This window comes from Paraburkholderia sp. J63, from assembly GCF_905220245.1.
GTDB lineage: Bacteria > Pseudomonadota > Gammaproteobacteria > Burkholderiales > Burkholderiaceae > Paraburkholderia.
The window spans coordinates 109,205-134,546 of sequence record NZ_CAJMZF010000020.1 but is presented as its reverse complement, the minus strand read 5'-3'; the positions used below and the strand labels follow the sequence as shown (position 1 = coordinate 134,546).

Sequence of the window (25,342 nt, the reverse complement as noted above, 5' to 3'; positions counted from 1 at the left end):
GGAGGCATGATGGAAACATTGGAAGGCATTTCCTGGGGCGTGACCGATCGGATCGGGCGAATCGTCATGAATCGGCCGGATCGGGCGAACTCGATATCGCTTGCCGCAAGCCGTGCGCTGTGCCAGGCGATCGACGCAGTGCTGAGCGCCAATCCGCACGTCGTTCTGTTGTCGGCCGAGGGGCGCATATTCTGTGCCGGTGGCGATATCGACGAATTCGCGTCGGCCGGGGACGCGCTCGATGTGCTCGTCGACGATATTCTCGATCACCTGCATCCTGCGTTGCATCGACTTACGACCGCGCCGATGCCGGTCGTGACGCAGGTTGGCGGGTCGGTCGGCGGCGCCGGTATCGGCCTGGCGTTGTGCGGCGACTTTGTGCTGGCCACCGAATCGATGAAGCTGCGCACCGGCTACGTGTCGATAGGCCTGTCACCGGACGTGGGGGCGTCGTATTTCCTCGCGCGCCGGGTAGGGGAGCTGCGCGCGCAGCAATGGCTGATGCTGGGTGAGCCGGTTGGCGCGGCGCAATGCCTGGCGGCCGGTGCGGTCGACGCGCTGTTTCCCGATGCCGAACTGGCCGGAGCGACGGAGGATCTCGTGCAGCGCCTTGCGAGGTCGGCGAGCGGCTCGCTGGGCAGCATCAAGCGCCTTTGCACCGATGCATTGGGGCGCAGCCTGAAGGCGCATCTCGAACTCGAGCACGAACTGCTGCGGACATGCGCTCGCAGCGCGGACGCCAGGGAAGGCGTGCGCGCTTTCGTGGAGAAGCGGCCGCCGTGTTTTGGTGTTTCTTGATCTGAGTCTGCTGGAAATTCGGACGCTGGCTCGCGCGCATGCATCAGAGTCGTCGGAGAGGTGGGATGAGACGTTTGTCTGTGGCTTGTTTTGATCTCATCGTCCAGCGCTCTCGGTGTTCGGGTGAGGCGATTGCACTTCGACCCGGGAGGCGCTGCGGTCAAGTTCGTCGATTACTGTCTGCGCCCATTTTCGCCAATTCGCGTAGCCTTCCATCGCTTTCCCGCCGTTTCCGAGTCTTGTGTCCAGCATGTCAAGGTATGCACGCAGTACACCGGCTTTGCTCCAGTTCTCAGCTTCCGCGAAGAGTTTCTCCTTGCGCTGCCGCTCCTGTTCTGCTCTCTGCTGAGCCTCTTTGCGTTGTCGTTCTTCCTCTTGCCGCCGTAGCTCGGCGGCTTTCCAATCCAGATTACGTTGAGCCCACTCCGCAACCGTTGCCACCGAGCGTTCATATCGGAGTTCAACCGCTTCAAAGATGCGCTCAAACTGCTGCTCCAACGTCGGTTAAACCAGCAAGATCGTCGCGCCGCAGTTGTACGTCGCGGTGGGCATCTCGGGCGCGATCCAGCATCTGGCCGGCATGAAGGACTCGAGGGTGATCGTGGCGATCAACAAGGACGAAGAAGCACCGATTTTCAGCGTGGCCGACTACGGCCTCGTGGGCGATCTCTTCGCAGTGGTTCCCGAAATAACCGATGTTGTCTAGCGGAGGCAACGGGTGGCAATCCTGAGGGAGTGTCTAAAAGCGGTGCGGATGAAGCACGGCACCTGGAACGCCGACGAACGCCACTGGCCTGTGTCGGACGGGTTGGCACGCCCACCGCATTCGCCCGGTCATTCCCGCGTCGATGCACCGGTGGCCGGCGAGGCGCAGCCAGCGGCGTCGGTTGTGCCGATATCGGTCGATCCGCAGGGTTCTCCGATCACGACCCGCGAAGCCTGAGATCTCGTATCAGGGAGCGCCACGCAGGCGCACCGGCCAGGGCCATCAGGTCGTCTTCCGCCGCTCCGGCAGCACCGCGAACACTCCGCTTGCCTTCACGAGGCAACGTCCATCCACTGTGAGCCGGCAACTGCCGAAGCGCAGGCGGGCGCCCATCTTGTCGAGCGTCACGTGCGCCTCGATCCGGTCGCCGGGCCGTCCGGAGCCGAGGAATTCCAGATTCAGGCTCGCCGTGACGCCCGGCGCCAGGCCTTCGCCGCTGCGCATCATGATGAAGCCCAGCGCATGGTCGGCCAGCGACGCCAGCATGCCTCCGTGCGTAATGCCGAGCAGGTTGAGATGTTGCCGGCCAACGCGCAGCCCGAGGATCCGGCGCGCCGCGTCGTAGTAGAGCGGCCCGAACGGCCGCATGAAATCGGCCACTTCCGCCATTCGCTCGAAACCCGCCGGCACTGCATCGTGAGGGAAGCAATCATACCGGTGCGGTATCGCTCCTTACAGGTCGCGTCCCGTACGCTCCAACGAAAGTCCGGAACGGCCACCAGGCGTGCCGCCGCCGTGCATATATTTAAAGGCAGATCTACTCAGCATGAGCGTCAGACACGCGGCACATGCGCCTGCAATGGCTGAGCCCAGGAGCGCGGCGGGGTAGCCGCCATGGCCGTTCAGCGCCACCGCGAAGAGCGTCGGCCCAGCGGAGGTGCCAAGCAGGAAGACGACCATTAGCACGCCGTAGATCGAGCCGAAGTGCCGTACACCGAAGATACGGGACGCGATGAAAGCAAGGATGTCCGCTTCGGCGCCGAGACCGATTCCGAGCAGGACCGCCGCCACGACGGGCGCGTCCGCTGTGGTGTGCACCAATAGCAGGCAGCCGGCGGCGGAGGCCGCGAAGACTGCGAAGCCGACAATTGGCGCGAAGACGTAGTCGAGCGCTACGCCAATGAAGAGCCGCGACACGATGCTCGCAATGCCCAGCACACTGGCGAGCGAGGCGGCGGCCTGGGGAGATGCACCGTGCGTTGCCAGCATGGCGGGCAGATGAACGGTTGCGCCCGTGACTTCGGCAGCGATCACGAACGCGACGACGACCAGCAGCCAGAACGAGCCTGTCGCCATCGCCGCGCCCAGCGTAACGCCCTCGCTCGGCGGCGCATGGTCGGCGCCATCGTGAGCGGAATTGCGCGCGGGGTCGCGGATCAGCGCGACGGCCAGTGCGCCGAGTGCGAGCACCATGCCCCCGAGCGCCATATAGGTCTGACGCCACGACACTACGGCGAGCAAATGGCCAACGACGGCGGGCCAGACGGCCACACCGAGGCCGGAGAACGCGAGCGCGATACCTAGCGCGGTTCCGCGCCCACGATCGAACCAGCGCGAAACGAGGAAGGAATAGGGCAGCGGCGTCTGTCCCGCGCCGAGCAGCGTGGCGAGCGCGAGACACCATGAGAAACCGCGCGCGCTGCCGGGCAGCGCGCCGAGCGCGATGATGCCGAGCCCGAACGCGCCGATCGAAACCAGGGCGAATTTGCGGGCGCCGTGGCGGTCGAGCAGATAGCCGATTGCGGGCTGCGATAGCGCGGTGATCAGCATCGCCGGGCCGATTGCCGACGCGAGCGACAGCGCCGACCAGCCCGTTTGCGCCGAGATGGGTTGAATGAAGATGCCATAAGTGAACAGGACGACCGGGCCCAGGTTGAGGAACATGCCGAGTCCGCCGCCGAGAATGATTCTCGCGGCCAGAATGGCGCCGCGTCCCTGGGGGCTCTCCTCAATCCTTGCGGGTGCCGACGCGTGAATGCTTTCCATCTTCGTCTCCTTTTCCGCGGGCTTTCGTGGCCCGCTGATATGAATAGTCGTTCAATGTCGTCCGGTGCGGGCGTGCGGCCGGTCGCGGGGGCGCGAGTCGTATAATCCCCACTTCACAGCGTCAGACCGAACCAGCGAATCCCATTTCTATGCCACGCAAAGCAAGCCAGTCCACTGGCGCGACCGAAGCCGGGACCCATGTCGCCAGCAAGAAGATTCCTGTCATTGGCTACGCCTTGCTTGGCCGGCTCGCCCATCACGATCAAACGGGCTACGACCTCTCCTTGCTGATGGGGCCGCCGAAAAACTACAACTGGGAGGCGAGCCATAGCCAGATCTATCCGGTGCTCGGTGCGCTGGCCGAGGCGGGCTACGTGACGTTCTCCCATGCCGCCGAGCGCAACAAGAAGGTCTACAGCCTCACGGACGCCGGCCGCGAGGCGCTGCGCGCCTGGGTGGCGGAGGCGCCCACGCCCAGCCCCACGCGCAACGAATTCAACCTGAAGGTCTTCTCGCTTTGGCTCCTGTCCCCGGAAGAGGCCATTGACGTCATCAAGAAACAGATCGCGCTGGTCGAGGGCGAAATCGCCGACATCGACAATCATCTTGCCGATGCCCAGAGGCGTTACGACGTGCAATTTCCCGTAGGCGCGGATCATCACGTGTTCGGCTTGTACTCCAGCGTCATGTTCACGCGTGAAAGCCGGGTCTTCACGCTTCAGTGGTATCGCTGGATGCTCGACGAATACGAGAAGATCCCGCCTTCACGCAAAAGCGCGCGCCGCCAGGCCTGAATTCGATGCCGTCGTCACGCACGGCATCGCTGCACCCCGGCCCCGGTCAGGCCGCCTCCAGTTCCGCTTGCTGCTTGAGCGTTCGCCGGCCGCAAATGCGGTCCAGCAGATCCATCTGGTTTTCCGGCAGTTCGTCGCCGCGCCACGCCACGTGGCCGTCGGGGCGTACGAGCACGTGCTTGCGTTCATAGAGCCGCACGACGTCGGGCGCGGTGATGCGCAACGTGGCGAACGGAACGCCACGGGCTTTGAAAGCTTCGGCGAGCATGTGCACCGTTGCTTCGTCTTCCGTAGTAACGAGCACGAATGCGCGGCCGAACGCATCCAGCGTGGAAACGCCGGGGGCGAGCCAGGCGTGCGGCGCGCGCGCGCCCGGCCATGTCGTCGGCGTGTAGACGTGCGGATCGTCGGGTGGCGGTTCGGAGCCGTCGGGCACGCAGATCGGCGAGCCGGCGTAGCGATAGCCTAACTGGATGCCCTGGGTCGTGAACTCCTGCTTGCGGTGCCGATGGATTTCGCCTTCCATCGCGCGGCGCGCGGCTTCGCCCTCGGAGGTGTCCGCGTCGAGCAGCGGTGAGCCTTCGATGCGCGAATCGCGGTCGTAGTTGCGTGCCGCTTCCCCGGTGTTGCGCAACGCAATCGGGCGGCGCTCGATCCCGTAGCTCTCGAGTAACCCGTCGCCGCCCCAGCCCGCGAGGTGGGCCGCGATCTTCCAGCCGAGATCGATCGCATCGCCGATTCCGGTGTTCGCGCCGAAGCCGCCCTTCGGCCAGCGCAGGTGCGCCGCGTCGCCGACGAGAAACACGCGCGCGGCGCCGTAATGTCGGGCGACGACGCGATGCCCCGACCACGGCTGCGCGCGGAGGATGTCGAACCCGATGTCCTCGCCGATCGCGCGGCGAATCATGTCCGCGGGATCGGGCGACTGGTCTGCCTGGCAGTACTCCGAAATGCGCCAGAGTTCCGAGCCGTCCACCGTCGTCAGATACGTGCGCTGCGGCGTGAGCGTATGGATCTGAAAGAACGTGCTGCCGAACTGACGCGCGAGATGGGCCTTTAGCCCGGGCGAGCGGAAATAGGCGGCGAAATTGTGCCCCTGCGCGAAATCACCTTCGTAGTCGATCTCGAGCGCCTTGCGGACCGCGCTGCGCGCGCCGTCGCACGCGGCCAGATAGCCCGCCTTCACGCGCTCGACGCGACCGGTACGCAGATCGGCCAACTCGACGCTCACACCATCGCTGTCGTGCGAAACCAGCGTGGCGCGCACGCCATAGCGCAGGTCCGCGCCGCGCTCGAGCGCGGCATCGCGCAGCGTGGGATCGAACAGGCGCTTGGGACAGACCGTGGGACCCTCCGGAGAAAGATGCCCGAACGCCGTGGGCATGTCGCGGTTCGCATGGCCGTCGAACGACGCGAGCAGCTTGCCGTGCAGGGACGTGGCGAAGGCGACGTTGAACGGGTAGTCGTCCGGAAAGCCGGGATGATGGCGAACCCGGTCGGCAATGCCCCAGCGGCGCAGATGCTCCATTGTGCGGGAAAAGATGGCCTCTCCGGCCGGAAAGGCCACGTCCCCGTCCCCTTCGTCCACGAGAACGTATTCGACCCCGCGCCAACTGAGCTCATTGGCGAGCGCGAGGCCAACGGGACCGCCGCCGACGATGATTACGGGGACTTCCGTCTTGCTGTTCATTGAAGCGTTTCTCCTGATCCTGCCTTTCAAACGGCAAAAAGCGGGGCCCTTTTCCAGGCTCGTTTTCGCCAACCCTCATACCCGTCAAGACATGTACGGTATGACATGTAAGTTTTGACATGTATAAATCGATGCGTTATCGTGAGCCATCGGTGATTTCACCAACATCCGGCGGTTCGGCAAGTCTGTAACGTTCGGGTCTCTCGTCACGAAAGGAGTTTGTGCAAATGCAACCCGTCACTTCTCTCTCCGGACGCCTTTCGGCGCTCAAGGAGCAGACGCTCACCATGCCGCCCGTCAAGATTTCCGAGGTGGTCCTGCAAACGTCGAACTACGAGCCAATGCGCGAGTGGTACGAGGCCGTGCTCGGCACGCCGTGGAGCATCGTCAATACGCCCAGGGGACCGGCGAAGCAGCGTCTGGGCGACGGCGGCAAGCAGGTGCACGCGAGCGACGTGCGCTGCTCGTTCATGTTCCTCGACCGCACGCTACCCTATGGACAGATGTTCGCGATCTTCGAGATTCCTTCGGTGGGCGCGCAGCCGACCATCGACCCCGGGCTCAATCACATGCAGTTCAAGCATGTCGGGCTGGCGGCGCTGATCGAGCGGGTGCGGTTGCTTCGCGAGGCGGACATCCATCCGCACCGTTGCGCCAATCACGGTCCCATCACGAGCTTTTACTTTCGGGACCCGGACCAGAACGTGGTCGAGCTGTGCAGCAACAATTACGACACGGAGGAATCGTTCTTCGGCTATTTCCAGTCGGCGGCGTTCAAGGCGAACCCGTCCGGCATCGACATCGACCGCGATGCATTCCTCGCGCGCTTCGACAACGGCGAGCCGCTGTCGGAGTTGATCAGGATTCCGGAGCAGACGGCATGAAACCGTTCGAAGAGGACGACATGCAGTCCATGCGGGCGCGGCGTGCGTGCGAAGAGGCCGTGCTCGCCTTCGTGCGAGCTTTCGACGATGGCAGCCCGGACGCCATGCTGCTGCATTTCGCGCCGGACGGCGTATGGGAACGCGCGGACGGTACCGTGGCCGGGCACGACGGCGTCGTGCAGATGATGCAGCGCCGCTCGAAGGCGATGCGCGTGAGACATGTCATCACGAACATGATCGCGACGCTGCACGGCGCCGACGAGGCGAGCGTGAAGTCGTACGTCACGGTCTATCGCCACGACGAGGCGGTGCCGGACGGCAAGCCCGCGCCGCTGCGCGGCCCGGCGCTCGTCGGCGAGTACACGGACGAGCTCAGACGTATTGACGGGCGCTGGCGCATTGGTCGCAAGCAGGTGCAGGCATGGTTCAAGGCAATGGAGGAAAACAAATGAAGTTTGCTTCGGTGGTGTTCAAGGGTAAGCCGACGTTCGGCGCGGTGGTCGACGGTCAGTTCTTCGATCTGGGAGGCGGCCGGCTGGACGACGGCTGCCGCGATCTGGCGGATCTGTTTGCGATGGACCTCGTCGAGCGCGCCCGCAAGCTCGTCGAGCGCGCCACGCCCGACGCGCCGGCTGGCGAACTGGTCTGGCTGCCGGTCAATCCGCGCACGGACGCGCGTCTTTTCGCGCTGGGCTGGGCGTATCGCGATCATCAACTGGAAACGGGCAAGGAAGCGCCCGAGCATCCGGTGTTCTTCTCGAAGCTGCCGCAGTCGCTGGTCGGGCATGGACAGTCCATCGTCAAGCCGGCGGTCTCCGACATGTTCGATTACGAAGGCGAAATCGTCATCGTTATCGGCAAGCCGGGGCGCCATATCGCGCAGGACGCGGCGATGGAGCATGTCGCCGGCTACACGCTGCTGATGGACGGCTCGGTGCGCGACTGGCAGAAGCACAGCATCACGGCGGGCAAGAACTTCGACGCAAGCAGCTCGACGGGACCGTGGATCGTCACGGCGGACGAGATTGCGGAGCCGGCGAAGGCGTTTCATCTGACCACTCGCCTGAACGGCGAGGTCATGCAGAGCGCGCCGTTCGAGCAGAACGTGTGGTCGGTGCCTTTTCTGGTGCACTACATCTCGACGTTCTGCGAGTTGCGCGCTGGCGACGCGATTTCGACCGGGACCCCGGGCGGCGTGGGCGCGAAGCGCAACCCGCCCCGTTTCATGAAGGCTGGCGACGTGGTGGAGGTCGAGGTGAGCGGGATCGGCGTGCTGCGCAATGCGGTCGTGGGCGAGCAGGCATGATGCGATGAGGCGTTGACCTGGCAGAGGGCGACAAAAGTATCGCCCTCGCCGGATGAGAGTCATTGTGAGGAGATCTGGTCATGAATATTCAGTACTACAAATATATTGCCGTTGCGGCGGGTAGCATGAGTTGCGCAATGCCGGCGTTCGCGCAAAGCAGCGTCACGCTGTTCGGCATGATGGATTCGGGCATTACCTACGTCAGCAACCAGGGCGGCCACTCTACCCTGAAGATGGACGACGGCGTCAATGGACCCAACCTTTGGGGCCTGTCGGGAACCGAAGACCTGGGCGGCGGCACGCATGCGTTCTTTCGCCTCGTGAGCCAGTTCGAGCTGGACAATGGTGGATTCGTGCCCAACAAGAGCCTCTTTAGCCGGACCTCGGTACTGGGCTTGAGCAACCCGGTAGCCGGCAAGCTTACGCTCGGTAACCAGTACGATTTCATGACCGACGCGCTCTTCGCGGGCGGCGACGACCCGGCCGAGCTTTCCGGCCACTTCTATGATTTTCGCGCCGGACCGTTCCAGAAGCTCGGGCTGCCCGCCAATCCGACCGGCGCGTTCGACTGGGACCGCATGGCCGGAGAGACCGTGAGCAACGCGGTCAAGTACGAAACGCCCGTGGTGGGCGGCTTCAGCGCGGGGGCGATGTATGGCTTCGGCAACGTCGCAGGCTCGATCGGCACCGGCAACGGCACGAGCTTCGCACTGAACTACGCGGGGCACGCCTTCGGCTTCAATGTCGCGTACACGAACCTGAAATACCCGCTCGCAGGCGGTCCCGACGTCAGTGTGCGCAACTGGGGCGTGGGCGCGCATTACGGTCTTGAAAACTGGATCGCGAACGCGCTCTTCACCACCGTCCACAACTCGCTCAACGGCGGCACGGTGTACGAGGGTTCGGTCGGCGCGCACTACAACTTCACGCCTGCGTTGAGCGCCGGCGCGTCGTACATGTACATGAAAGGCAACGATGTCGTCGACAACAATCACGCGCACCAACTGGCGGTGAGCGTCGACTATGCCTTGTCGAAGCGGACCAGTGTGTACGTGCTCGGTCTCTACCAGCGTGCGAGCGCGGGCGGCCTCGCGCAACTGAACGGCATGAACACGCCGGATGGCGCGTCCTCCGGCGCGACCCAGGCGGTGGCCCGAATCGGCCTGCATACGCACTTCTGAAGCCCATTCCCGCGCGGCAGCTATGGCCGGCTCAAAAGGCGCGCACGGCACGAACTTTCGTTGGAAGGCGATTGCGCAGTGCGCTTGTGCTGCGAAGCCCGCTGGCCGGCCCTCAATTCGACATCATATGCTTCATGGAACCCAATATGATCGACGTATCCTGCAGGCCGCCCGCATGAGCGCCGCCGGTTCAGGGAAACGATCTTGCAATAGTTCTGTTTGTCGGAGAAGAAAGTGAAAATTGCTGCCCCGGAAATGGCCCAGGTTGCCACAACGGAATCCGCTCACGCCGCACGAGCGGATATCGTGTCGGGCGCCCAGATGGTCGTGTCCGCATTGTGCATGGAAGGCATCGATACGGTATGGGGTTATCCAGGCGGCGCGGTCCTGCCCATTTATGACGCGCTGCTCTCGACACCGTCGATCACCAACGTGCTCGTGCGTCACGAGCAGGCAGCCGTACATGCGGCAGATGGCTATGCGCGCGCGACGGGTAAAGTCGGCGTCGCGCTTGTCACCTCGGGGCCTGGTGTGACCAATGCCGTGACAGGCATCGCCACGGCATACTTCGACTCGATCCCGATCGTCGTGATCTGTGCCAACGTGCCGACGGATGCGATCGGCAAGGATGCCTTTCAGGAGTGCGATGCAGTCGGCCTGACGCGCTCAATCGTGAAGCACAATTTTCTTGTCGTGCAGGTCGATCAACTCGCCGCGACGCTCAAGAAGGCGTTTCATATCGCCGCCACGGGCCGGCCGGGGCCCGTCGTCGTCGACATACCCAAGGACGTTTTGCTCGCGCACGGTCCGTTTGCCTGGCCGAAGACCGTCGATCTGCGCTCGTACAGGCCGCGCACCGAAGGTCATGCGGGCCAGGTCCAGCGTGCCGCCGACGCGTTGAGCCGTGCCCAGCGGCCCTGCATTCTCGTGGGAGGCGGCGCCATTGCCTCGGAGGCCGCCGATGAGGTCAGCAGTCTCGCGCGGCGCCTGGATGCGCCCGTGGCGAGCACGCTGATGGGGCTCGGCGCGTTCCCCTGCACGCACCGCCAAAGCGTGGGGATGCCCGGCATGCACGGCACTTGGGAGGCTAACCTCGCCATGCAGAACAGCGATGTGCTGATCGCGCTCGGTGCGCGTTTCGACGACCGGGTGATTGGTAATCCTGATGACTTCTGCAAGGCTGGCAGAACGATCATCCAGATCGACATCGATCCGGCGACCATCGACAAGCGCGTGCGCGTGGGCGTGCCGATCGTCGGCGATGTCAAGGCGGTGTTGCGCGCTTTGCTGGCGCTGCTCCCCGAGGAACCGGAGGATACGCCGTCGCGCCATGCATGGTGGCGCGATATCGAAACGTGGCGCGCCCGCGCATGCCTTGCCTACTCGCGTGACGAGACCGTCATCAAGCCGCAGTTCGTGGTCGAAAAACTGTGGGAAGTGACGCAAGGCGACGCGTTCGTCTGCTCCGATGTCGGGCAGCATCAGATGTGGGCCGCGCAGCATTACGCGTTCGACAAGCCCCGGCGCTGGATCAACTCGGGCGGGCTGGGAACGATGGGAGTCGGGCTTCCCTATGCAATGGGCGTGAAGCGGGCGTTTCCCGAGGCCGACGTGGTGACGGTGACGGGGGACGGCTCGATCCAGATGTGCATACAGGAGCTTTCGACCTGCAAGCAATATGGGCTCGACGTGAAGATCGTTTCGCTCAACAACGGCTATCTCGGCATGGTCAAGCAATTGCAGCACGTCCATTATGGCGACCGCTATTCGAACTCGTATATGGACGCATTGCCCGATTTCGCGGCGCTCGCGCGCGCCTATGGCCACGTCGGCCTGCGCGTCGAGCGCCCGGGCGACGTGGAAGCCGCGCTGCGCGAGACGCTCGCCATGAAGGGCCGCACGGTGTTTCTCGACGTGATCGTCGATCCTTCGGAGAACGTCTGGCCCATGGTGCGCGCGGGCTCGGGCCTGGCCGACATGTTGTTCACGTCGGCCGATCTGCGAGGCGATGGGGTGTAGGCGAACGATGGATGAGCCCGTATCGGCGCGCTACACTCCGGGGCGTCATGGCTGCGAGGTTGAACGGCGTATTGCGGTTTCGCCATCCAGCCGGACCGACTTTCCGGGAGACGCAAGGGTGGAACTCGACGCAATCGACATAAGAATCCTCAACGAACTGCAGCAGGACGCGCGGCTGACGAACGTCGAACTGGCGGCGCGCGTGAATCTTTCCGCGTCGCCGTGCCTCGCGAGGGTGCGGGCGATGGAGCGCGCGGGGCTGATCCGGCAGCGCGTGACGCTGCTTGCGCCGGAAAAGTTCGGGTTGAACGTGAATGTCTTCATTCACATTTCGCTCGAAAACCAGCGGCGTGAAGGGTTGGACGAGTTCGAGCGCGCCGTGGTTGCCATACCGGGCGTGATGGAATGTTATTTGATGACTGGCGATGCCGATTATCTGCTGCGCGTGCTCGTGCGCGACACCCAGGCGCTCGAGCGGCTCATCGTGGACGAACTCACGCGCATCCCCAACGTGAAGAGCATACGTTCGAGTTTCGCGCTCAAGCAGGTGATGTATTCGACGGCGATTCCCCTGGAGAGCCGCTGACCCGCAAATGGCTGCAAACGGACGGGACGCGCGGCGCCTGGTGGCTACTCGAATCGCGCGCGGCTGTTAGCGTTGCTGCTTTGCGCCGCAGCGTAGCCGAGGAATAGCTGGCCTTCCTTCGAATTCATGTTGAGCGCCCATAGCGGCTTGTTGACGTCGAGACGCCCGGATGCCCAGTCCTGCAGATAGGACAAGGAGAAGCCGACTCCCTCGTCGCAGAGCTTGGGTGTGCAGCCGAGGCTTGCAAGCGCCATGCGCGTGTAGGCGTTCATGTACGCGTTGGGGTCCGGCACGCCTTGCCTGATCGATTGAATGGCCTGGGAGGTTGCGCCCATCAGGAAGTCCGTTGCGGCCGCAACGTCGTCGAAGTGAAACTGCCTCGCGCGTTTGCCGTTTTCGAGGTCGGCGCCCATGTATTTCGCCAGCAGCGAATGGTGCGGCCATGCGTCGGGAAGCGACATGAATCCGGCCCATTTGCGGTCTAGCAGCGCGCGCACGAGAAAGACGCGAAAACCGACCGACGCCCTTTGCCACGGTTGCGTCAGGATGTCGTAGACGGGGAGGATGTCCGTCATCATCTGATTGCTGAATTCCTGACCGATTGCCGCGAGCACCTGATCGAGCGAATCGAAGTAGTTGTAAAACGTGCCTCGCGAGACCCTGGCCTCGCGAATCACGTCGTCGATAACGGGCGCCGGTCCCGTATGGTCGGCGAATACACGCGTGGCTGCGTCGATCAATTTGGTGCGCATCATGAGGCGCTTTTTTTCGGCAATCTTGGAGCGGTGATCCATGGCTTTCGGCTTCCTTTGCGCCAATGCGGGCTAGTCTCTGTTTCGTAGTATATGACGGTTTGTCAGAATGACACTCGCGTACTATAGAAAACCCCAGGCTGCAACGATAAAGCTTGAGCGCTGGACATGAGAATCCTATATTTCTCGCATGGTTAAGAATGACAGTTATGTCATTAAATGTTCCGGGAGACAACCATGAAGCCATGCGCGCCTGTCCAGGACAGTGGCGTGCCATGAGCGGATCCCCATCCCTGCCTGACTGACCGCGAGCCGCGCACGGGTCTCCGGCGCTCCAGCCTTGCATGTCACGGCAGACAACGTATTCAGGATGACTAAAGATGAACGTGATGACTAGCGAATGTGCACTTCAGGACGAACAGCCCGGCGCCGAGTGGCCCGTTCAGCAACGCGGCAAGTTCAGCCCGACGCTCCAGGAACTGGTGAGCCGCGCCACGGCGCTTCAGCCCTTGCTCATGAAGAACGCGGCCGAGTCGGAGCGCAATCGTCGCGCGAGCGAAGAGAACATTGCCGCCATTGCCGAGGCGGGGCTCTTTCGCCTGATGGTGCCCAAGCGCTACGGCGGCTACGAGGGCACGCTGCGCTCGCACCTGGAAGTCTCGGCGGCGCTGGGCGAAGCCTGTGGCGGAACGGCGTGGGTCGTGGCGCTCACGAACGTGTGCGCGTGGTTCACGGCGCTGTTCCCGAAGCAGGCGCAGGACGAAGTCTGGGGCAAGAATCCGGACGCGCGCGTATCGGGGGTATTCACGCCCTCGACACAATCGCGCCGCGTGGAAGGCGGCCTCGTGATCTCGGGTAAATGGTACTTTTCGTCCGGTTCGCTGCACGCGGACTGGGCGGCGGTCGGCGTGATCGAGCACGACGAGAACGGCGCGTTCAAGAAGCAGTATCTGGCGCTGGTGCCCATGTCGGACATGTCGATCGAGGACACGTGGTTCACCGCGGGCATGCGCGCGTCGGGCAGCAATTGCATCGTCGGCAAAGAGGTGTTCGTACCCGAACATCGCCTGCTCGACATGATGGAAGCCATCGAGGGCCGTTATCCGACCGAGTGCAAGGACGAAGCGTCTTACCGCGCTGCGTTCGTGCCGCTCGCGTCGCTGATTCTCACGGGACCGCAACTCGGTATCGGCCGCGCGGCTCTCAAGTTCGTCATCGAGAAAGCGCCGCAGCGGGCCATCGCCTACACGTCGTTCGAGAAGCAGACCGATTCGACCGTATTCCAGACGCAGATAGCCGAAGCCGCCATCAAGATCGACAACGCCCATCTGCGCGCCTTCCGGGCCGCCGACGAGATCGACGCGGCCGCCTGTCACGATACGCCGCTCGATTACGTGACCCGCACGCGCGTGCGGGCCGACACGGGGATGGTGACGACCTATGTCACGGAGGCGCTCAACACGCTGCTGTGGGCGCACGGCGCGGGCGGCTTTGCCGAGGCCAGCCCGCTGCAGCGCTGGTGGCGCGATTCGAACACGGCGGCGCGGCACGCGGTGGGACTGCCGGCAATCGGGCTGGAGCTGTACGGCAAGGCGCTGCTCGGCGTCGAGAACAACATCACGCCGCTGGTCTGATCATGAACGCACTTGCTCAGCCACCCATGGCGTCCGCGATCGACGCAAAGCTGCTTCGCGCGACGATGGGCCTGTTCGCCACCGGCGTAACGGTCGTCACCTACCGGCTCGACGGCCAGCCGGCCGGCATGACCGCAAACGCGTTCATGTCGGTTTCGCTGGAGCCGCCGCTCGTGCTGGTCTCGGTGCGAAAGAACTCGCGCTTCAACCAGTGGGTCGATGTGGGCGTGCGATTCGGCATCAACTTTCTCGCCGAGGATCAGCGCGCATTGAGCGCGCATTTTGGCGGCCGGCCGCAGGACGACCTCGAGCTGCCGTTTTGCGAGCACGAAGGCACGCCGTTGCTGGAGGGGAGTCTGGTGCAGCTCGTCGCGCGCGCGGTCGACGTACATCCCGCCGGCGATCATCTGCTCTATATCGGCGAGCTGGAGCATGTCCGCCACGGTACGCAACGGCGCCCGCTGGTCTTCTATAGCGGCAAGTATCAGCAGATGCATGCCCGCACGCCGATGGTCACGGCGCAAGGCTGTATCGAAGGCTGGTAGGACAGACCGTGGCAAGAGAGGGCAGAGGCCAGGTCAATCAAATCAGGTATGCAAAATAATGATGCGCCTCCGCGCGAGGCATGACGCGGGGCGCACCCATGGGCGGCGGGTTTTGCATGCGTGCCGGACCTGCCTGTGATCGACGAACTACCGGATAAACCACATGAAGTCCGACCCTCAACACGTGCTGCATGATGCGCTTGCGCGCCATGCCGGGCACGATCCCGATAGCGACAGGCAGGAAACCGCCGAATGGCTCGACGCGCTGGAAGCCGTGGCGCGCGTATCGGGTGTAGACCGCGTGACCTTCCTGCTGCAACGGCTCGCCGAGCACGCGAACCATCTGGGCGTGTCGCCCGCGGCGCATCCTTATTCGCTGTACCAGAACACCATTGCGGTCGAGGACCAGCCCGCGTATCCGGGCAACCTCGCGATGGAGGAGCGCATCACCTCGATCATCCGCTGGAACGCGCTGGCGATGGTCGCGAAAGCCAACAAGGCCTATGGCGAACTGGGCGGCCATATCGCGAGCTATGCCTCGGCGGCCGAAATCTTCGAGATCGGCTTCAACCACTTCTTCCGCGCCGACAGCGAAGCGGGCAAGGGCGATCTCGTCTATTTCCAGCCGCATTCGGCGCCGGGCGTGTATGCGCGCGCGTTTCTCGAGGGACGGCTCGAGGGGAGCCAGCTCGAACGCTATCGCCAGGAGGTGGACGGCGGCGGTCTGTGCTCGTATCCGCACCCGTGGCTGATGCCGGACTTCTGGCAGTTCCCCACTGGGTCGATGGGCATTGGTCCGATCAGCGCCGTCTATCAGGCGCGCTTTCTCCGCTATCTGGAGCATCGTGGCATTGCCCCCACATCGCAGCGCCGCGTATGGGGCGTGTTCGGCGACGGCGAGATGGACGAGCCGGAATCGATCGCGGCGCTTTCTCTGGCTGCTCGCGAGGGGCTCGACAACCTCACTTTCGTCATCAACTGCAATCTGCAGCGGCTCGATGGGCCGGTGCGCGGCAACGGCCAGATCATTCAGGAACTGGAGTCGCTGTTCACGGGCGCGGGCTGGAACGTCATCAAGGTGGTCTGGGGTTCGGACTGGGACGCGCTGTTCGCGCGCGACCGCCATCACGTGCTGCTGCGCCGCTTCGCGGAGACGGTGGACGGCCAGTATCAGACGCTGGGCGCCAACGACGGCGCCTACAATCGCGCGCACTTCTTCGACCTCGATCCGGAATTGCAGGCGCTCGTCTCGCACATGACGCCGGAGGAGATCGACGGTCTGCGGCGCGGCGGCCACGATTTCCGCAAGCTGTACGCGGCGTTTGCGGCAGCCGCCGCGCATGCGGGCCGCCCGACCGTGATTCTCGCCAAGACCAAGAAGGGCTACGGCATGGGGCAGGCGGGCGAATCGCGCAACACGGCGCATCAGCAGAAGAAGCTCGACGTCGAGGCGCTCAAGGCGTTCCGCGACCGCTTCGCGCTGCCGCTCGACGACGAGCAGGTGGCCGCCATGACCTTCTACCGCCCGGCCGAAGACAGCGCGGAGCTGCGCTACCTGCGCGAGCGCCGCGAGACGCTGGGCGGGTACATGCCGCGCCGCGCCACGCATGCCGAGCCGCTTGCCGTACCCGCGCTCGCGAGCTACGCCCAGTTCGCGCTCGCGCCCGACGCCCGCGAGAACTCCACGACCACGGCGCTCGTGCGCGTGTTCACGAACCTGCTCAAGGACCGCGAGCTGGGTCCGCGCATCGTGCCGATCGTGGCCGACGAGGCGCGCACCTTCGGCATGGCGAGCCTGTTCCGGCAGGTGGGGATCTACTCGCCGCTGGGGCAGCTTTACGAGCCGGAGGACGCGGGCTCGATGCTCTACTACAAGGAGTCGAAGGACGGGCAGTTGCTGGAGGAGGGCATCACCGAGGCCGGCGCGATCTCGTCGTGGACGGCGGCGGCGACCTCGTACAGCGTGAACGGCGTGGCCATGCTGCCGTTCTACATCTATTACTCGATGTTCGGCTTCCAGCGCGTGGGCGATCTGATCTGGGCGGCGGCGGACCAGCGCGCACGCGGCTTCCTGATCGGCGCAACGGCGGGGCGCACGACGCTCTCGGGCGAGGGCCTGCAGCATCAGGACGGCACGAGCCACGTGGTGGCGGCCACGGTGCCGAACTGCCGCGCCTACGACCCGGCGTTCGCGGGCGAGATGGCGGTGATCGTGGATCATGGCGCGCGCCGCATGCTGGAGCAGCAACATGATGAGTTCTACTACCTGACCGTCACGAACGAAAACTACGTGCACGAAGCGGTCGAGCCGCACGAACACGAGGACATCATCCGGGGCATGCGGCGCTACGGCGTGCGCGGCGAGGGCGAGCCCGCGGTGCGGCTGCTGGGCTCGGGCGCGATCCTGCGCGAAGTGATTGCCGCGGCGGAGTTGCTGGCGAACGACTGGGGCATCGCCGCGGAGATCTGGAGCGTGACGAGCTTCTCCGAACTGGCACGCGAGGCGCGCGAGGTGGAGCGCGAACAGCTGTACGGGGCGGGCGCCGAGCGCGAAAGCCACGTTGAGCGCTGCCTGCCGGGCGCCGCGCCGGTGGTGGCGGCGAGCGACTACGTCCGTGCGTATGCCCAACTGATCTCGTCCTATGTACAGGCGCCGTATATGGCGCTGGGCACGGACGGATTCGGCCGGAGCGATACGCGCGGCGCGCTGCGGCGCTACTTCGAGGTGGACCGCTGGCATGTCGCAATCGCGGCGCTGGCCGCGGTGGACCCGGTAAAGCATGCCGAGGCGCGGGCGCGCTATGAGATCGACGCAAGCGACGCGGCCCCGTGGAACCGCTGAACCCCCTCAGGAAACCTGATAAAGGATCGGAAATGCAGGAATTGAGAGTCCCGGATATCGGCGACTACCGGGATATTCCGGTGATCGAGGTGCTGGTGCGCGCCGGGGATATCGTGTCGCTGGAACAGCCGCTCGTGACGCTCGAATCGGACAAGGCGACCATGGACGTGCCGAGTGCGCTCGCCGGAACGATACGCGAGGTCTTGCTCAAGCCCGGTGACCTGGTCTCGCAGGGCACGCTGATCGCGCACGTGGAGTTCGATGCAGCGGGTGCCGTAACCCAGGCCACGCCTGAGCTCGCGGCATCCGGGGCGGCACTCGCGGCACCGGTTGCCCCGGCACCCGCGGCTCCCGTGGAGGCGCGTCGGGAGTCCGCCGTACCGGAGCGGCGCGCCGAGGCGTTGCCGACGCCGCAACCGCATGTCGACCCGCCGGCAGGCGGCGCGCCTTCGATGGTCGACGTCCCGGCCGGCCCGTCCGTGCGCAAGCTCGCGCGGGAACTCGGCGTGAGTCTGGCGCAGGTGAAAGGCAGCGGCCGCAACGCACGCGTACTGCGGGAGGACGTGCTCGCCCACGTGAAGGGTGTCCTGTCGAATCCGGCGCTGGCCGGCGCGCCGATGGATGCGCGCGCAACGGGTCTGGACATCCTCCCATGGCCGCAGGTGGACTTCGCGAAGTTCGGGCCTGTGGAACGTCGGCCGCTGTCGCGCATCCGGAAGATCTCCGGAGCGAATCTTCATCGCAACTGGGTGATGATTCCGCACGTCACCAACTTCGATCAGGCCGACGTGACGGAGCTCGAATCCCTGCGCGCCGCGCTGAATCGCGAAGCGAGAGAAGGCGCGGCGAAGGTGACGATGCTGGCCTTTCTCGTCAAGGCGTGCGTGGCGGCGCTGCAGCGTTATCCGCAGTTCAACGTGAGCCTCGACGGTCAGGAGCTCGTGCAGAAGCATTACTTCCACATGGGCTTCGCGGCGGACACGCCCAATGGACTCGTGGTGCCGGTGATTCGCGACGCCGATCGCAAGGGCATTGCGGAGATCGCCGCCGAAATGGCAGAGCTTGCCGCGCTGGCGCGTCAGGGCAAGCTCGCGCCGGCCCAGATGCAAGGCGGCTCGATGTCGATTTCGTCGCTCGGCGGCATCGGCGGCACGCACTTCACGCCGATCATCAACGCCCCCGAGGTCGCGATCCTCGGGGTAGGCAGGGCCGCGACGCAGCCCGTATGGAACGGCACGGCGTTCGAGCCTCGCCTGATTCTGCCGCTTTCGCTTTCATGGGATCACCGCGCGGTGGACGGCGCCGAGGCCGGCCGCTTGCTCGCGTATCTGGCCACCTTGATGGCCGACTTCCGCCGCGTGCTGCTTTGATGCGGCCTTCAATTCATGCAGCACCGTCCAGACAGGAGACAGACATGACGACAGTACAGACGCAGGCCGGCGATACACATAACGAAACGTCGCACGAAACACGCATCGTGCCCGCCCGCATGGCCCATCTCGTTCTGCAATGCGCGCGTCGCGCGGACACGGTCGCGTGGTACATGAAGCTGTTCCAGGCGCAGCTCGTATTCGAGGACAACGTGCTGACCTTCATCACGTACGACGACGAGCATCACCGCCTCGCGTTCTTCAACATGCCCGATATCGCGCCGAAGCAACGCGAGACGGCGGGTGTGCATCACATCGCGTACAGCTACAACGACATCGGCGATCTGCTCGCGACTTACGTGCGCCTGAAGCCGCTCGGCATCCTGCCGTTCTGGTGCATCAACCACGGCCCGACCACGTCGCTCTACTACCGCGACCCGGAAGGCAACGATATCGAACTGCAGGCCGACAACGGCGACGACCCTGGCGCGTATTTCCATTCGGAGGCGTTCGCGAAGAACAATCTCGGCGAGGAATTCGATCCCGACGAACTGGTCCGCATGTGGAAGGCCGGCGCGAGCGCCGCCGAACTGAGCGCGGTGGGCACGGCGGCCACTGGCAAATCAACATTCATGTAAGCACAGGGGAAAGCATGAAACTCGTCACATTCATTGCGGGAAGCAACGCGCCGGCCGCGGGCCTCGCCGTTGACGGCGGCATCGTCGATATCGGGCGGCATCTGCCCGATGCGCCGCGCGACACGATTGCGCTGATCGAAGCCTGGCCAGCCTTGCGCGAGCGCCTTGCATCGCTCGACGCTTCGCAGCCCGCGGACATCGGCTTCGATGCCGTCACGCTGCTCGCGCCGGTGCCGCGTCCGGGCAAGATTCTCGGCATTGGCCTGAACTACGCGGATCACGTGGAAGAGTCGGGCATGGCGCGGCCCGTGGACCAGCTATGGTTCGCGAAAATGCCGACCTCGGCAGCCGGTCCGTTTGCCCCCGTCGATCTGCCGCGCGTCTCGGAGCAACTCGACTACGAAGCGGAGCTGGCATTCGTGATCGGCCGGCGCTGCCGTCACGTGCCGCGTGAGCGCGCGCACGAAGCGATCTTCGGCTACTGCGCGGCAAACGACGTGAGCGTGCGCGACTGGCAGCTCAAGACCTCGCAGTTCACGATCGGCAAGTCGTTCGACACGCACGCGCCGTTCGGTCCGTGGATCGTGACGGCCGACGCGATCGCCGATCCCCACGCGCTGGGCATCCGCTGCTTCGTGAACGGCGAAAAACGCCAGGACTCGAATACGTCGCAGTTGATCTTCGACTGTTACGCGCAGGTGGAGCATCTGTCGAAGGTGATGACGCTGGAGCCCGGCGACGTGATCCTCACCGGCACGCCGGGCGGCGTGGGAATCGGCATGAAGCCGCCGCGCTGGCTGCGCGCCGGCGACCGGATGAAAGTGGAAATCGACGGCATTGGCGCCATCGAAAACGTGGTCCAGACCGAACCTGCATGAACGCGGAGCCTACCGATGACCAGCAATACTGAAAACACGGTGCGCGACGAGGTGATCCGGCTGGAAGCCGAGCGGTGCCGCGCGCTCGTGACGGCGGACCTCGAAGCGCTCGATCGTCTCGTGGCCGACGACGTCGTGCATGTCCACGCCAACGGCCAGGCCGACGACAAGGCCGGCTATCTGGCGATGGTGAGCGGCGCGATACGGTTTCTTTCGGCGCAACGCGAGCGTCTGGACGTGCGCGTATACGACGGACTGGCCGTCGCGACAGGACCGCTGCGCCAGTCGATCGAGATGACGGCGACGGGCCAGCGCATGGACATGCACATCATGACCACGCAGGTCTGGCGGCTCCAGTCCGGCGCGTGGCGGCAGGTGAGCTTCCAGGCGACCAATCTGTAAAGACGCATCGGGCCGATCCACGGGGCTGCCACCATCAGAGGCTACGCCGTTGATGGCGGCCGCTGTCTCAGCGTGGCGCGTTCGACGAGCGCGCACGGCACGACGATGTCGGCGGGCCGCAGCTCTCCGGTCATCTGCTGGCAGAGCAGGGCGACCGTGGCGTCGATCATCGGCTCCAGATCCTGGCGCACCGTCGTGAGCCGATAGGCGCCCCACGCGGCCTGTGGGACATCGTCGAAGCCGATGACGCCCACGTCCTCCGGAACCTTCAGGTTGAGCTCGTGGCGCAGCACGTCGAGCGCGGCGATCGCCATGTGATCGTTGGCGACGAACAGAGCGTCCGGCCGTTCGTCGCCGGCGAAGAGCCGTTGCGTGGCTTCCTGCGCGCGCCGGAAATCGTAGTGGCCGACCTCGCGGTTCCACAGGCGCATTTCGAGGGCGGCCAGTTCGTCGGTGAAGCCGCGCTCGCGCTCGATGCTGGTCGAGGCGTTTTCGAGCCCGGCGATCAGCGCGATGCGGCGATAGCCGCGCTCGACGAGCAGCCGCGCCGCCATCCGGCCGCCGGCTTCGTTCGCGGATGTCACCGAGCTGATCTTGCTGCGGCCGCGGCCCCGCTGCTCCATCACACGGTTGAATTGCACGACCGGCACGCCAAGATCGGCGCAACTGTTCGCAAGCCTCGGCGAAAGGTTCGCGGAAGCTATGATGATGCCCTCGACCTGATAATCGAGAATCTCGGCCAGCACGCCATCGGCTTCTTCGTCCACCTCCGCGATGAACATCAGGACGTGGTAGCCGGCCTTCTGCAACCGCTGCGAGAGCTTTTCGATGACGAGCGGATAAAACTGGTTTTCGAGGTAGCTCATCACGAGCGCCACAATGCGGCTGCGCCGGGTAATGAGGCTGCGCGCGAGCGCATTGGGCCGATAGCCGAGCTTCTTCGCGGCGGCCAGCACCTTGCGCCGTGTCTCTTCGGACACGCTGGCGCCGGGCGTGAAGGTGCGGCTCACCGCGGACTGCGATACCTGCGCGAGAGCGGCGACGTCCTGCGCGCGCGGGGCCGTCTTCATGCCGCGGTCCATCCGCCGTCGAGCATGAGCGCGCTGCCTGTCATGAGGCTCGATGCGTCGCTGGCCAGAAACACGATCGCGCCCATGACCTCCGGCATCTCGCCGACGCGCCCTAGCGCGATGCGCTCGCACACCCACTCGCGGAACCCCGGCGCCGCGAACATGGGCGCCGTCATCGGCGTCTCGATGAAGGTCGGGCAGACCGTGTTGATTCGAATCCGTGCCGGGCCCAGCTCCCAGGCGAGCGCGCGGGTCATGCCCTCGACCGCGTGCTTGCTCGCGCAGTAGAGCGAGCGGCGCGGACTGCCGACATGTCCCATCTGCGACGAGACATTGATGATCGAGCCCGGCAGGCCGGCGGCCTGGAGCCGGCGCGCGACGGCCCGGGTCGTGTAGAACGTCGACTTCACGTTCAACTGCACGACCGCGTCGATGTCGTCGTCGGTGAGCTCGGCGAGCGGCTTGGGGCGATTCATGCCGGCGCTGTTTACGAGGATGTCGAACGGTGCGCGCGCATCGAGTGCGCGATCGACCGCACCGGAGTCGGTGACGTCGAGCACGAGGGCTTCGCAGGCGATGCGCTCGGCGCGCATCGCCTCGCACAGGTCGTCAAGCTCGGCGCCGCGCCGCGCGGCCACGCTCACGTGCGCGCCCGCGCGCCCCAGCGCCACGGCGGCCGCGAGGCCGATGCCGCTGCTGCCTCCCGTGACGAGCGCGCGTCGCCCGCTCAGCCCGAAGCCGGGGCCTGCCGGCAGGGCGATCACGATTGCGCCTCCACCGGCTGATACCAGGCCAGCTCAGGCCGCCCGCCATAGCGGCGCACGCGGATGTTCGCCTGCTCGCCGTGGCCGGCGAAATTCTCCATATGGCACAGGCGCGAGCAATAGGCGCCGATAGTGGCGCTGGCCTCGTCGCTCAACACGCGTTGATACGTGCAGGTCTTGAGAAACTTGCCGACCCACAGGCCGCCGGTATAGCGCGCGCTGCGATTGGTCGGCAGCGTATGGTTCGTGCCGATGACCTTGTCGCCGAAGCTGACGTTAGTGCGCGGGCCGAGGAACAGCGCGCCGTAGTTCGTCATGCGTGAGAGGAAGAAGTCCGGGTCGCGGGTCATGACCTGCACGTGCTCCGACGCGATTTCGTCTGCAATGCGAAGCATTTCTTCATCGGTGTCGCAAACGATGACTTCACCGCAATCGGCCCAGCTCTGCGCGGCGATCGACGCGGTCGGCAGGTGCTTCAACTGACGCTCGATTTCGGCGAGGGTATCGTGCGCCAGCTGGACGCTGTTGGTGAGCAGAATCGAGGGAGATGTGGGTCCGTGTTCGGCCTGGCCGAGCAGATCGACAGCGCAGAGCTCGCCGTCGACGCTATCGTCCGCGATGACGAGCGTCTCGGTCGGCCCTGCGAAAAGGTCGATGCCGACGCGCCCGAACAGTTGTCGCTTGGCTTCGGCCACGTACATGTTGCCCGGTCCGACGAGCATGTCGACGGGCGCCACGCTGGCCGTGCCCACGGCCATCGCCACCAGCGCCTGAACGCCGCCGAGCACGAGGATTTCGTCGGCGCCCGCCATGTCCATCGCCGTGACGATGGCCGGATGCGGCTGGCCCTGATAGGGCGGCGCGGTCGACACCACGCGCGGCACACCCGCCACCTTGGCGGTCAGCACGCTCATGTGGGCGGAAGCCAGCAGCGGATATTTGCCGCCGGGAATGTAGCAGCCGACCGCATTGACCGGAATGTGCCGGTGTCCCAGCACGACGCCGGGGAGCGTTTCCACTTCGACGTCCTTCATCGAGTCGCGCTGGATCTGCGCGAAATTGCGGACCTGCTGCTGCGCGAACGTGATGTCCTCGATTTCCCGGGCGGAAAGCTGTTTTCGCGCGGCTTCGATTTCGGCGCGCGAAAGCCGGAATTCGTCCGGATCCCAATTATCGAATTGACGGCTGTACTCGCGAACCGCCGCATCGCCGTCTTTCTCGATGCGTTGAATGATCTGCTCGACGGTGGCGCGCACCGTTGCTTCGGCGTCCGATTTGACGGCCGCGGGACGGCCACGCTTGATGTACCTGATCATGATTTTCCTTGACGAAAAGAGTATTCGGCTTCGAATAGCTGACACCATCCGGTCGTTGCATACGCATGCAAATACGTATAAACCCCTGTATTGGAGCTTCTGTGGTGGTCCGTTGCCGTGGTGTATGGCGATTGCCGCATCGGCGTGGAGGCGTATGCGGCGTCATCCGCTTGCGCGCGCAATCGTGCCTCAGCCTGCTCGCGTAGATAGTGCGCCGGAGACATGCCGACATGGCGCGCGAAGGCGGTGCTGAAGGCGCTCGCGGTGCCGTAGCCCACACGTTCCGCGACATCGGCCACGCCGCCTGCGTTTCTCAGCAGCAGGTCCCGCGCGATCGCCATGCGCCATGCGAGCAGGTATTTCATCGGCGCGACGCCCACGATGCGGCTGAACCGCTCGAAGAACGCCGAACGCGAGAGCGCGGCGTCCCTGGCCAGTTGCGCGACAGTCCACGGTCGGGCCGGAAACGCGTGTATGCCCCGAAGCGCGGCGGCGATCCGGGCGTCGGCGATCCCGCGCAGCAGGCCGGGCGAAGCGCTTGCATCGGCCGCGCGACGAAGCGCTTCGATGAACAGGACTTCGAGCAGTCGCCGGAGCACGACATCGCTCGCGGGTCCGGCCGTGCGGGTCTCATCCTCGATGAGGTGCACGAGCGTGGCAAGGCGGCTGCCGCCTTGCACATGGACAACCTGGGGCAAGAACGAAAGCAGCAACGCGGCGTCGGGCGAACCGAAGACACAGTAGCCCGCAAGAAGCCGCAGCTCGGCCAGCCCGCCGGTTTCTCCGGCACGCGGCGTCCCGATGAAAGGCCCCCCTGCGAGGTCCAGCAAGCGGAAAGCGATGCCGGAAGGGATCAGTACGAAGTCGCCCTGCTGAACGACCATTGTCTTGCCGCCTTCGACGGCAACGCGACACGTTCCGTCAAGCGCTGCGCAGAAAAAGGGCAACCCGGCTGGCGGGTAGCACGCGCGGGCGCAATCCGCACCGCGAACGGTCCTGGCAAGCGGTGCGGCTGGCCGAAGCAAGGCGACGAACTCGGCGAGTGGATCAGCCATGCCAGGACTCCGGCGAATGAAATCCGGACTGCCAACGATGGCAGTCCGGTCCGTGCAACTCTATCG

Annotated in this window: 25 protein-coding genes and 1 pseudogene; 17 read left to right on the top strand and 9 right to left on the bottom strand. The window is 64.9% G+C overall.

Annotated features, from left to right (window positions below; translation table 11 throughout):
- Positions 1–6: 6 nt before the first annotated feature.
- Positions 7–798, top strand: coding sequence for an enoyl-CoA hydratase-related protein (locus tag U5775_RS21935; protein WP_322060188.1), 792 nt, complete (start codon positions 7–9; stop codon positions 796–798).
- Between the two features lie 96 nt (positions 799–894).
- Here U5775_RS21935 and U5775_RS21930 read toward each other — a convergent pair whose 3' ends face one another.
- On the bottom strand, positions 895–1,296 hold the full coding sequence (locus U5775_RS21930; RefSeq protein ID WP_322060187.1) for a hypothetical protein: 402 nt from the start codon (positions 1,294–1,296) through the stop codon (positions 895–897).
- 10 nt (positions 1,297–1,306) lie between these two features.
- On the opposite strand from U5775_RS21930, the pseudogene U5775_RS21925 reads away from it, so the two are divergent.
- Both U5775_RS21925 and U5775_RS21920 read left to right on the top strand, forming a co-directional pair.
- Positions 1,307–1,504 (top strand): annotated as a pseudogene (locus U5775_RS21925) (electron transfer flavoprotein subunit alpha/FixB family protein); the annotation flags it as partial.
- Between the two features lie 48 nt (positions 1,505–1,552).
- Positions 1,553–1,741 (top strand): hypothetical protein, encoded by a 189-nt coding sequence (locus U5775_RS21920; RefSeq protein WP_322060186.1) that lies wholly within the window; start codon positions 1,553–1,555, stop codon positions 1,739–1,741.
- A 45-nt stretch (positions 1,742–1,786) separates the two neighbouring features.
- On the opposite strand, the gene U5775_RS21915 is transcribed toward U5775_RS21920, so the two are convergent.
- Both U5775_RS21915 and U5775_RS21910 read right to left on the bottom strand, forming a co-directional pair.
- Positions 1,787–2,173 carry a PaaI family thioesterase gene (locus U5775_RS21915; RefSeq protein WP_322060185.1) on the bottom strand — a complete coding sequence of 129 codons (387 nt, stop codon included), beginning with the start codon at positions 2,171–2,173 and terminating at the stop codon, positions 1,787–1,789.
- A gap of 63 nt (positions 2,174–2,236) precedes the next feature.
- Positions 2,237–3,550, bottom strand: a complete 1,314-nt coding sequence (locus U5775_RS21910) for an MFS transporter (RefSeq protein WP_322060184.1) — start codon at positions 3,548–3,550, stop codon at positions 2,237–2,239.
- Between the two features lie 149 nt (positions 3,551–3,699).
- On the opposite strand from U5775_RS21910, the gene U5775_RS21905 reads away from it, so the two are divergent.
- On the top strand, positions 3,700–4,344 hold the full coding sequence (locus U5775_RS21905; protein WP_322060183.1) for a PadR family transcriptional regulator: 645 nt from the start codon (positions 3,700–3,702) through the stop codon (positions 4,342–4,344).
- A gap of 46 nt (positions 4,345–4,390) precedes the next feature.
- On the opposite strand, the gene U5775_RS21900 is transcribed toward U5775_RS21905, so the two are convergent.
- Complete coding sequence (locus U5775_RS21900; protein WP_322060182.1) at positions 4,391–6,034, bottom strand: FAD-dependent monooxygenase; 1,644 nt, start codon at positions 6,032–6,034, stop codon at positions 4,391–4,393.
- 227 nt (positions 6,035–6,261) lie between these two features.
- Between U5775_RS21900 and U5775_RS21895 the strand changes: the two genes are divergently transcribed.
- The 6 genes from U5775_RS21895 (at position 6,262) to U5775_RS21870 (ending at position 12,010) form a co-directional block, all read left to right on the top strand.
- Complete coding sequence (locus tag U5775_RS21895; RefSeq protein WP_322060181.1) at positions 6,262–6,918, top strand: VOC family protein; 657 nt, start codon at positions 6,262–6,264, stop codon at positions 6,916–6,918.
- Positions 6,915–7,370 carry a nuclear transport factor 2 family protein gene (locus U5775_RS21890; protein ID WP_322060180.1) on the top strand — a complete coding sequence of 152 codons (456 nt, stop codon included), beginning with the start codon at positions 6,915–6,917 and terminating at the stop codon, positions 7,368–7,370. The genes U5775_RS21895 and U5775_RS21890 overlap by 4 nt, the downstream gene beginning before the upstream one ends.
- The gene (locus U5775_RS21885) at positions 7,367–8,224 is read left to right on the top strand and encodes a fumarylacetoacetate hydrolase family protein (protein ID WP_322060179.1); all 858 of its coding nucleotides are present in this window, start codon (positions 7,367–7,369) and stop codon (positions 8,222–8,224) included. The genes U5775_RS21890 and U5775_RS21885 overlap by 4 nt, the downstream gene beginning before the upstream one ends.
- Positions 8,225–8,304: 80 nt before the next feature.
- Positions 8,305–9,405 (top strand): porin, encoded by a 1,101-nt coding sequence (locus tag U5775_RS21880; protein ID WP_322060178.1) that lies wholly within the window; start codon positions 8,305–8,307, stop codon positions 9,403–9,405.
- 255 nt (positions 9,406–9,660) lie between these two features.
- Positions 9,661–11,424 carry a biosynthetic-type acetolactate synthase large subunit gene (gene ilvB, locus U5775_RS21875; protein ID WP_322060206.1) on the top strand — a complete coding sequence of 588 codons (1,764 nt, stop codon included), beginning with the start codon at positions 9,661–9,663 and terminating at the stop codon, positions 11,422–11,424.
- A gap of 118 nt (positions 11,425–11,542) precedes the next feature.
- Positions 11,543–12,010 (top strand): Lrp/AsnC family transcriptional regulator, encoded by a 468-nt coding sequence (locus U5775_RS21870; RefSeq protein WP_322060177.1) that lies wholly within the window; start codon positions 11,543–11,545, stop codon positions 12,008–12,010.
- A gap of 44 nt (positions 12,011–12,054) precedes the next feature.
- Here the strand turns inward: U5775_RS21870 and U5775_RS21865 are convergent, their stop codons facing one another.
- Entirely contained in the window at positions 12,055–12,804 is a 750-nt protein-coding gene (locus U5775_RS21865) for a TetR/AcrR family transcriptional regulator (RefSeq protein ID WP_322060176.1), read from the bottom strand.
- Between the two features lie 338 nt (positions 12,805–13,142).
- Between U5775_RS21865 and U5775_RS21860 the strand changes: the two genes are divergently transcribed.
- From U5775_RS21860 to U5775_RS21830, 7 genes are all read left to right on the top strand, one after another.
- Entirely contained in the window at positions 13,143–14,396 is a 1,254-nt protein-coding gene (locus U5775_RS21860) for an acyl-CoA dehydrogenase family protein (RefSeq protein WP_322060175.1), read from the top strand.
- 2 nt (positions 14,397–14,398) lie between these two features.
- Positions 14,399–14,941 (top strand): flavin reductase family protein, encoded by a 543-nt coding sequence (locus U5775_RS21855; protein WP_322060174.1) that lies wholly within the window; start codon positions 14,399–14,401, stop codon positions 14,939–14,941.
- Positions 14,942–15,104: 163 nt separating this feature from the next.
- A complete protein-coding gene (mdeB, locus tag U5775_RS21850; RefSeq protein ID WP_322060173.1) occupies positions 15,105–17,783 on the top strand; it encodes an alpha-ketoglutarate dehydrogenase in 2,679 nt (892 codons plus the stop codon).
- Entirely contained in the window at positions 17,771–19,153 is a 1,383-nt protein-coding gene (gene aceF / locus U5775_RS21845) for a dihydrolipoyllysine-residue acetyltransferase (RefSeq protein ID WP_322060172.1), read from the top strand. Before mdeB ends, aceF begins: the two co-directional genes overlap by 13 nt.
- 44 nt (positions 19,154–19,197) lie before the next feature.
- Entirely contained in the window at positions 19,198–19,791 is a 594-nt protein-coding gene (locus U5775_RS21840; protein WP_322060171.1) for a VOC family protein, read from the top strand.
- A 14-nt stretch (positions 19,792–19,805) separates the two neighbouring features.
- Complete coding sequence (locus tag U5775_RS21835; RefSeq protein ID WP_322060170.1) at positions 19,806–20,669, top strand: fumarylacetoacetate hydrolase family protein; 864 nt, start codon at positions 19,806–19,808, stop codon at positions 20,667–20,669.
- A gap of 15 nt (positions 20,670–20,684) precedes the next feature.
- The gene (locus U5775_RS21830) at positions 20,685–21,071 is read left to right on the top strand and encodes a nuclear transport factor 2 family protein (RefSeq protein ID WP_322060169.1); all 387 of its coding nucleotides are present in this window, start codon (positions 20,685–20,687) and stop codon (positions 21,069–21,071) included.
- Between the two features lie 41 nt (positions 21,072–21,112).
- Here the strand turns inward: U5775_RS21830 and U5775_RS21825 are convergent, their stop codons facing one another.
- Genes U5775_RS21825 through U5775_RS21810 form a run of 4 tightly spaced genes read right to left on the bottom strand, consistent with a single transcriptional unit; the run spans position 21,113 to position 25,276 of the window.
- A complete protein-coding gene (locus U5775_RS21825) occupies positions 21,113–22,141 on the bottom strand; it encodes a LacI family DNA-binding transcriptional regulator (RefSeq protein ID WP_322060168.1) in 1,029 nt (342 codons plus the stop codon).
- On the bottom strand, positions 22,138–22,905 hold the full coding sequence (locus U5775_RS21820) for an SDR family NAD(P)-dependent oxidoreductase (RefSeq protein WP_322060167.1): 768 nt from the start codon (positions 22,903–22,905) through the stop codon (positions 22,138–22,140). The genes U5775_RS21825 and U5775_RS21820 overlap by 4 nt, the downstream gene beginning before the upstream one ends.
- Positions 22,902–24,221 carry a histidinol dehydrogenase gene (gene hisD, locus U5775_RS21815; RefSeq protein WP_322060166.1) on the bottom strand — a complete coding sequence of 440 codons (1,320 nt, stop codon included), beginning with the start codon at positions 24,219–24,221 and terminating at the stop codon, positions 22,902–22,904. Before hisD ends, U5775_RS21820 begins: the two co-directional genes overlap by 4 nt.
- Positions 24,218–25,276 carry an AraC family transcriptional regulator gene (locus tag U5775_RS21810; protein WP_322060165.1) on the bottom strand — a complete coding sequence of 353 codons (1,059 nt, stop codon included), beginning with the start codon at positions 25,274–25,276 and terminating at the stop codon, positions 24,218–24,220. Before U5775_RS21810 ends, hisD begins: the two co-directional genes overlap by 4 nt.
- Positions 25,277–25,342: the final 66 nt, after the last annotated feature.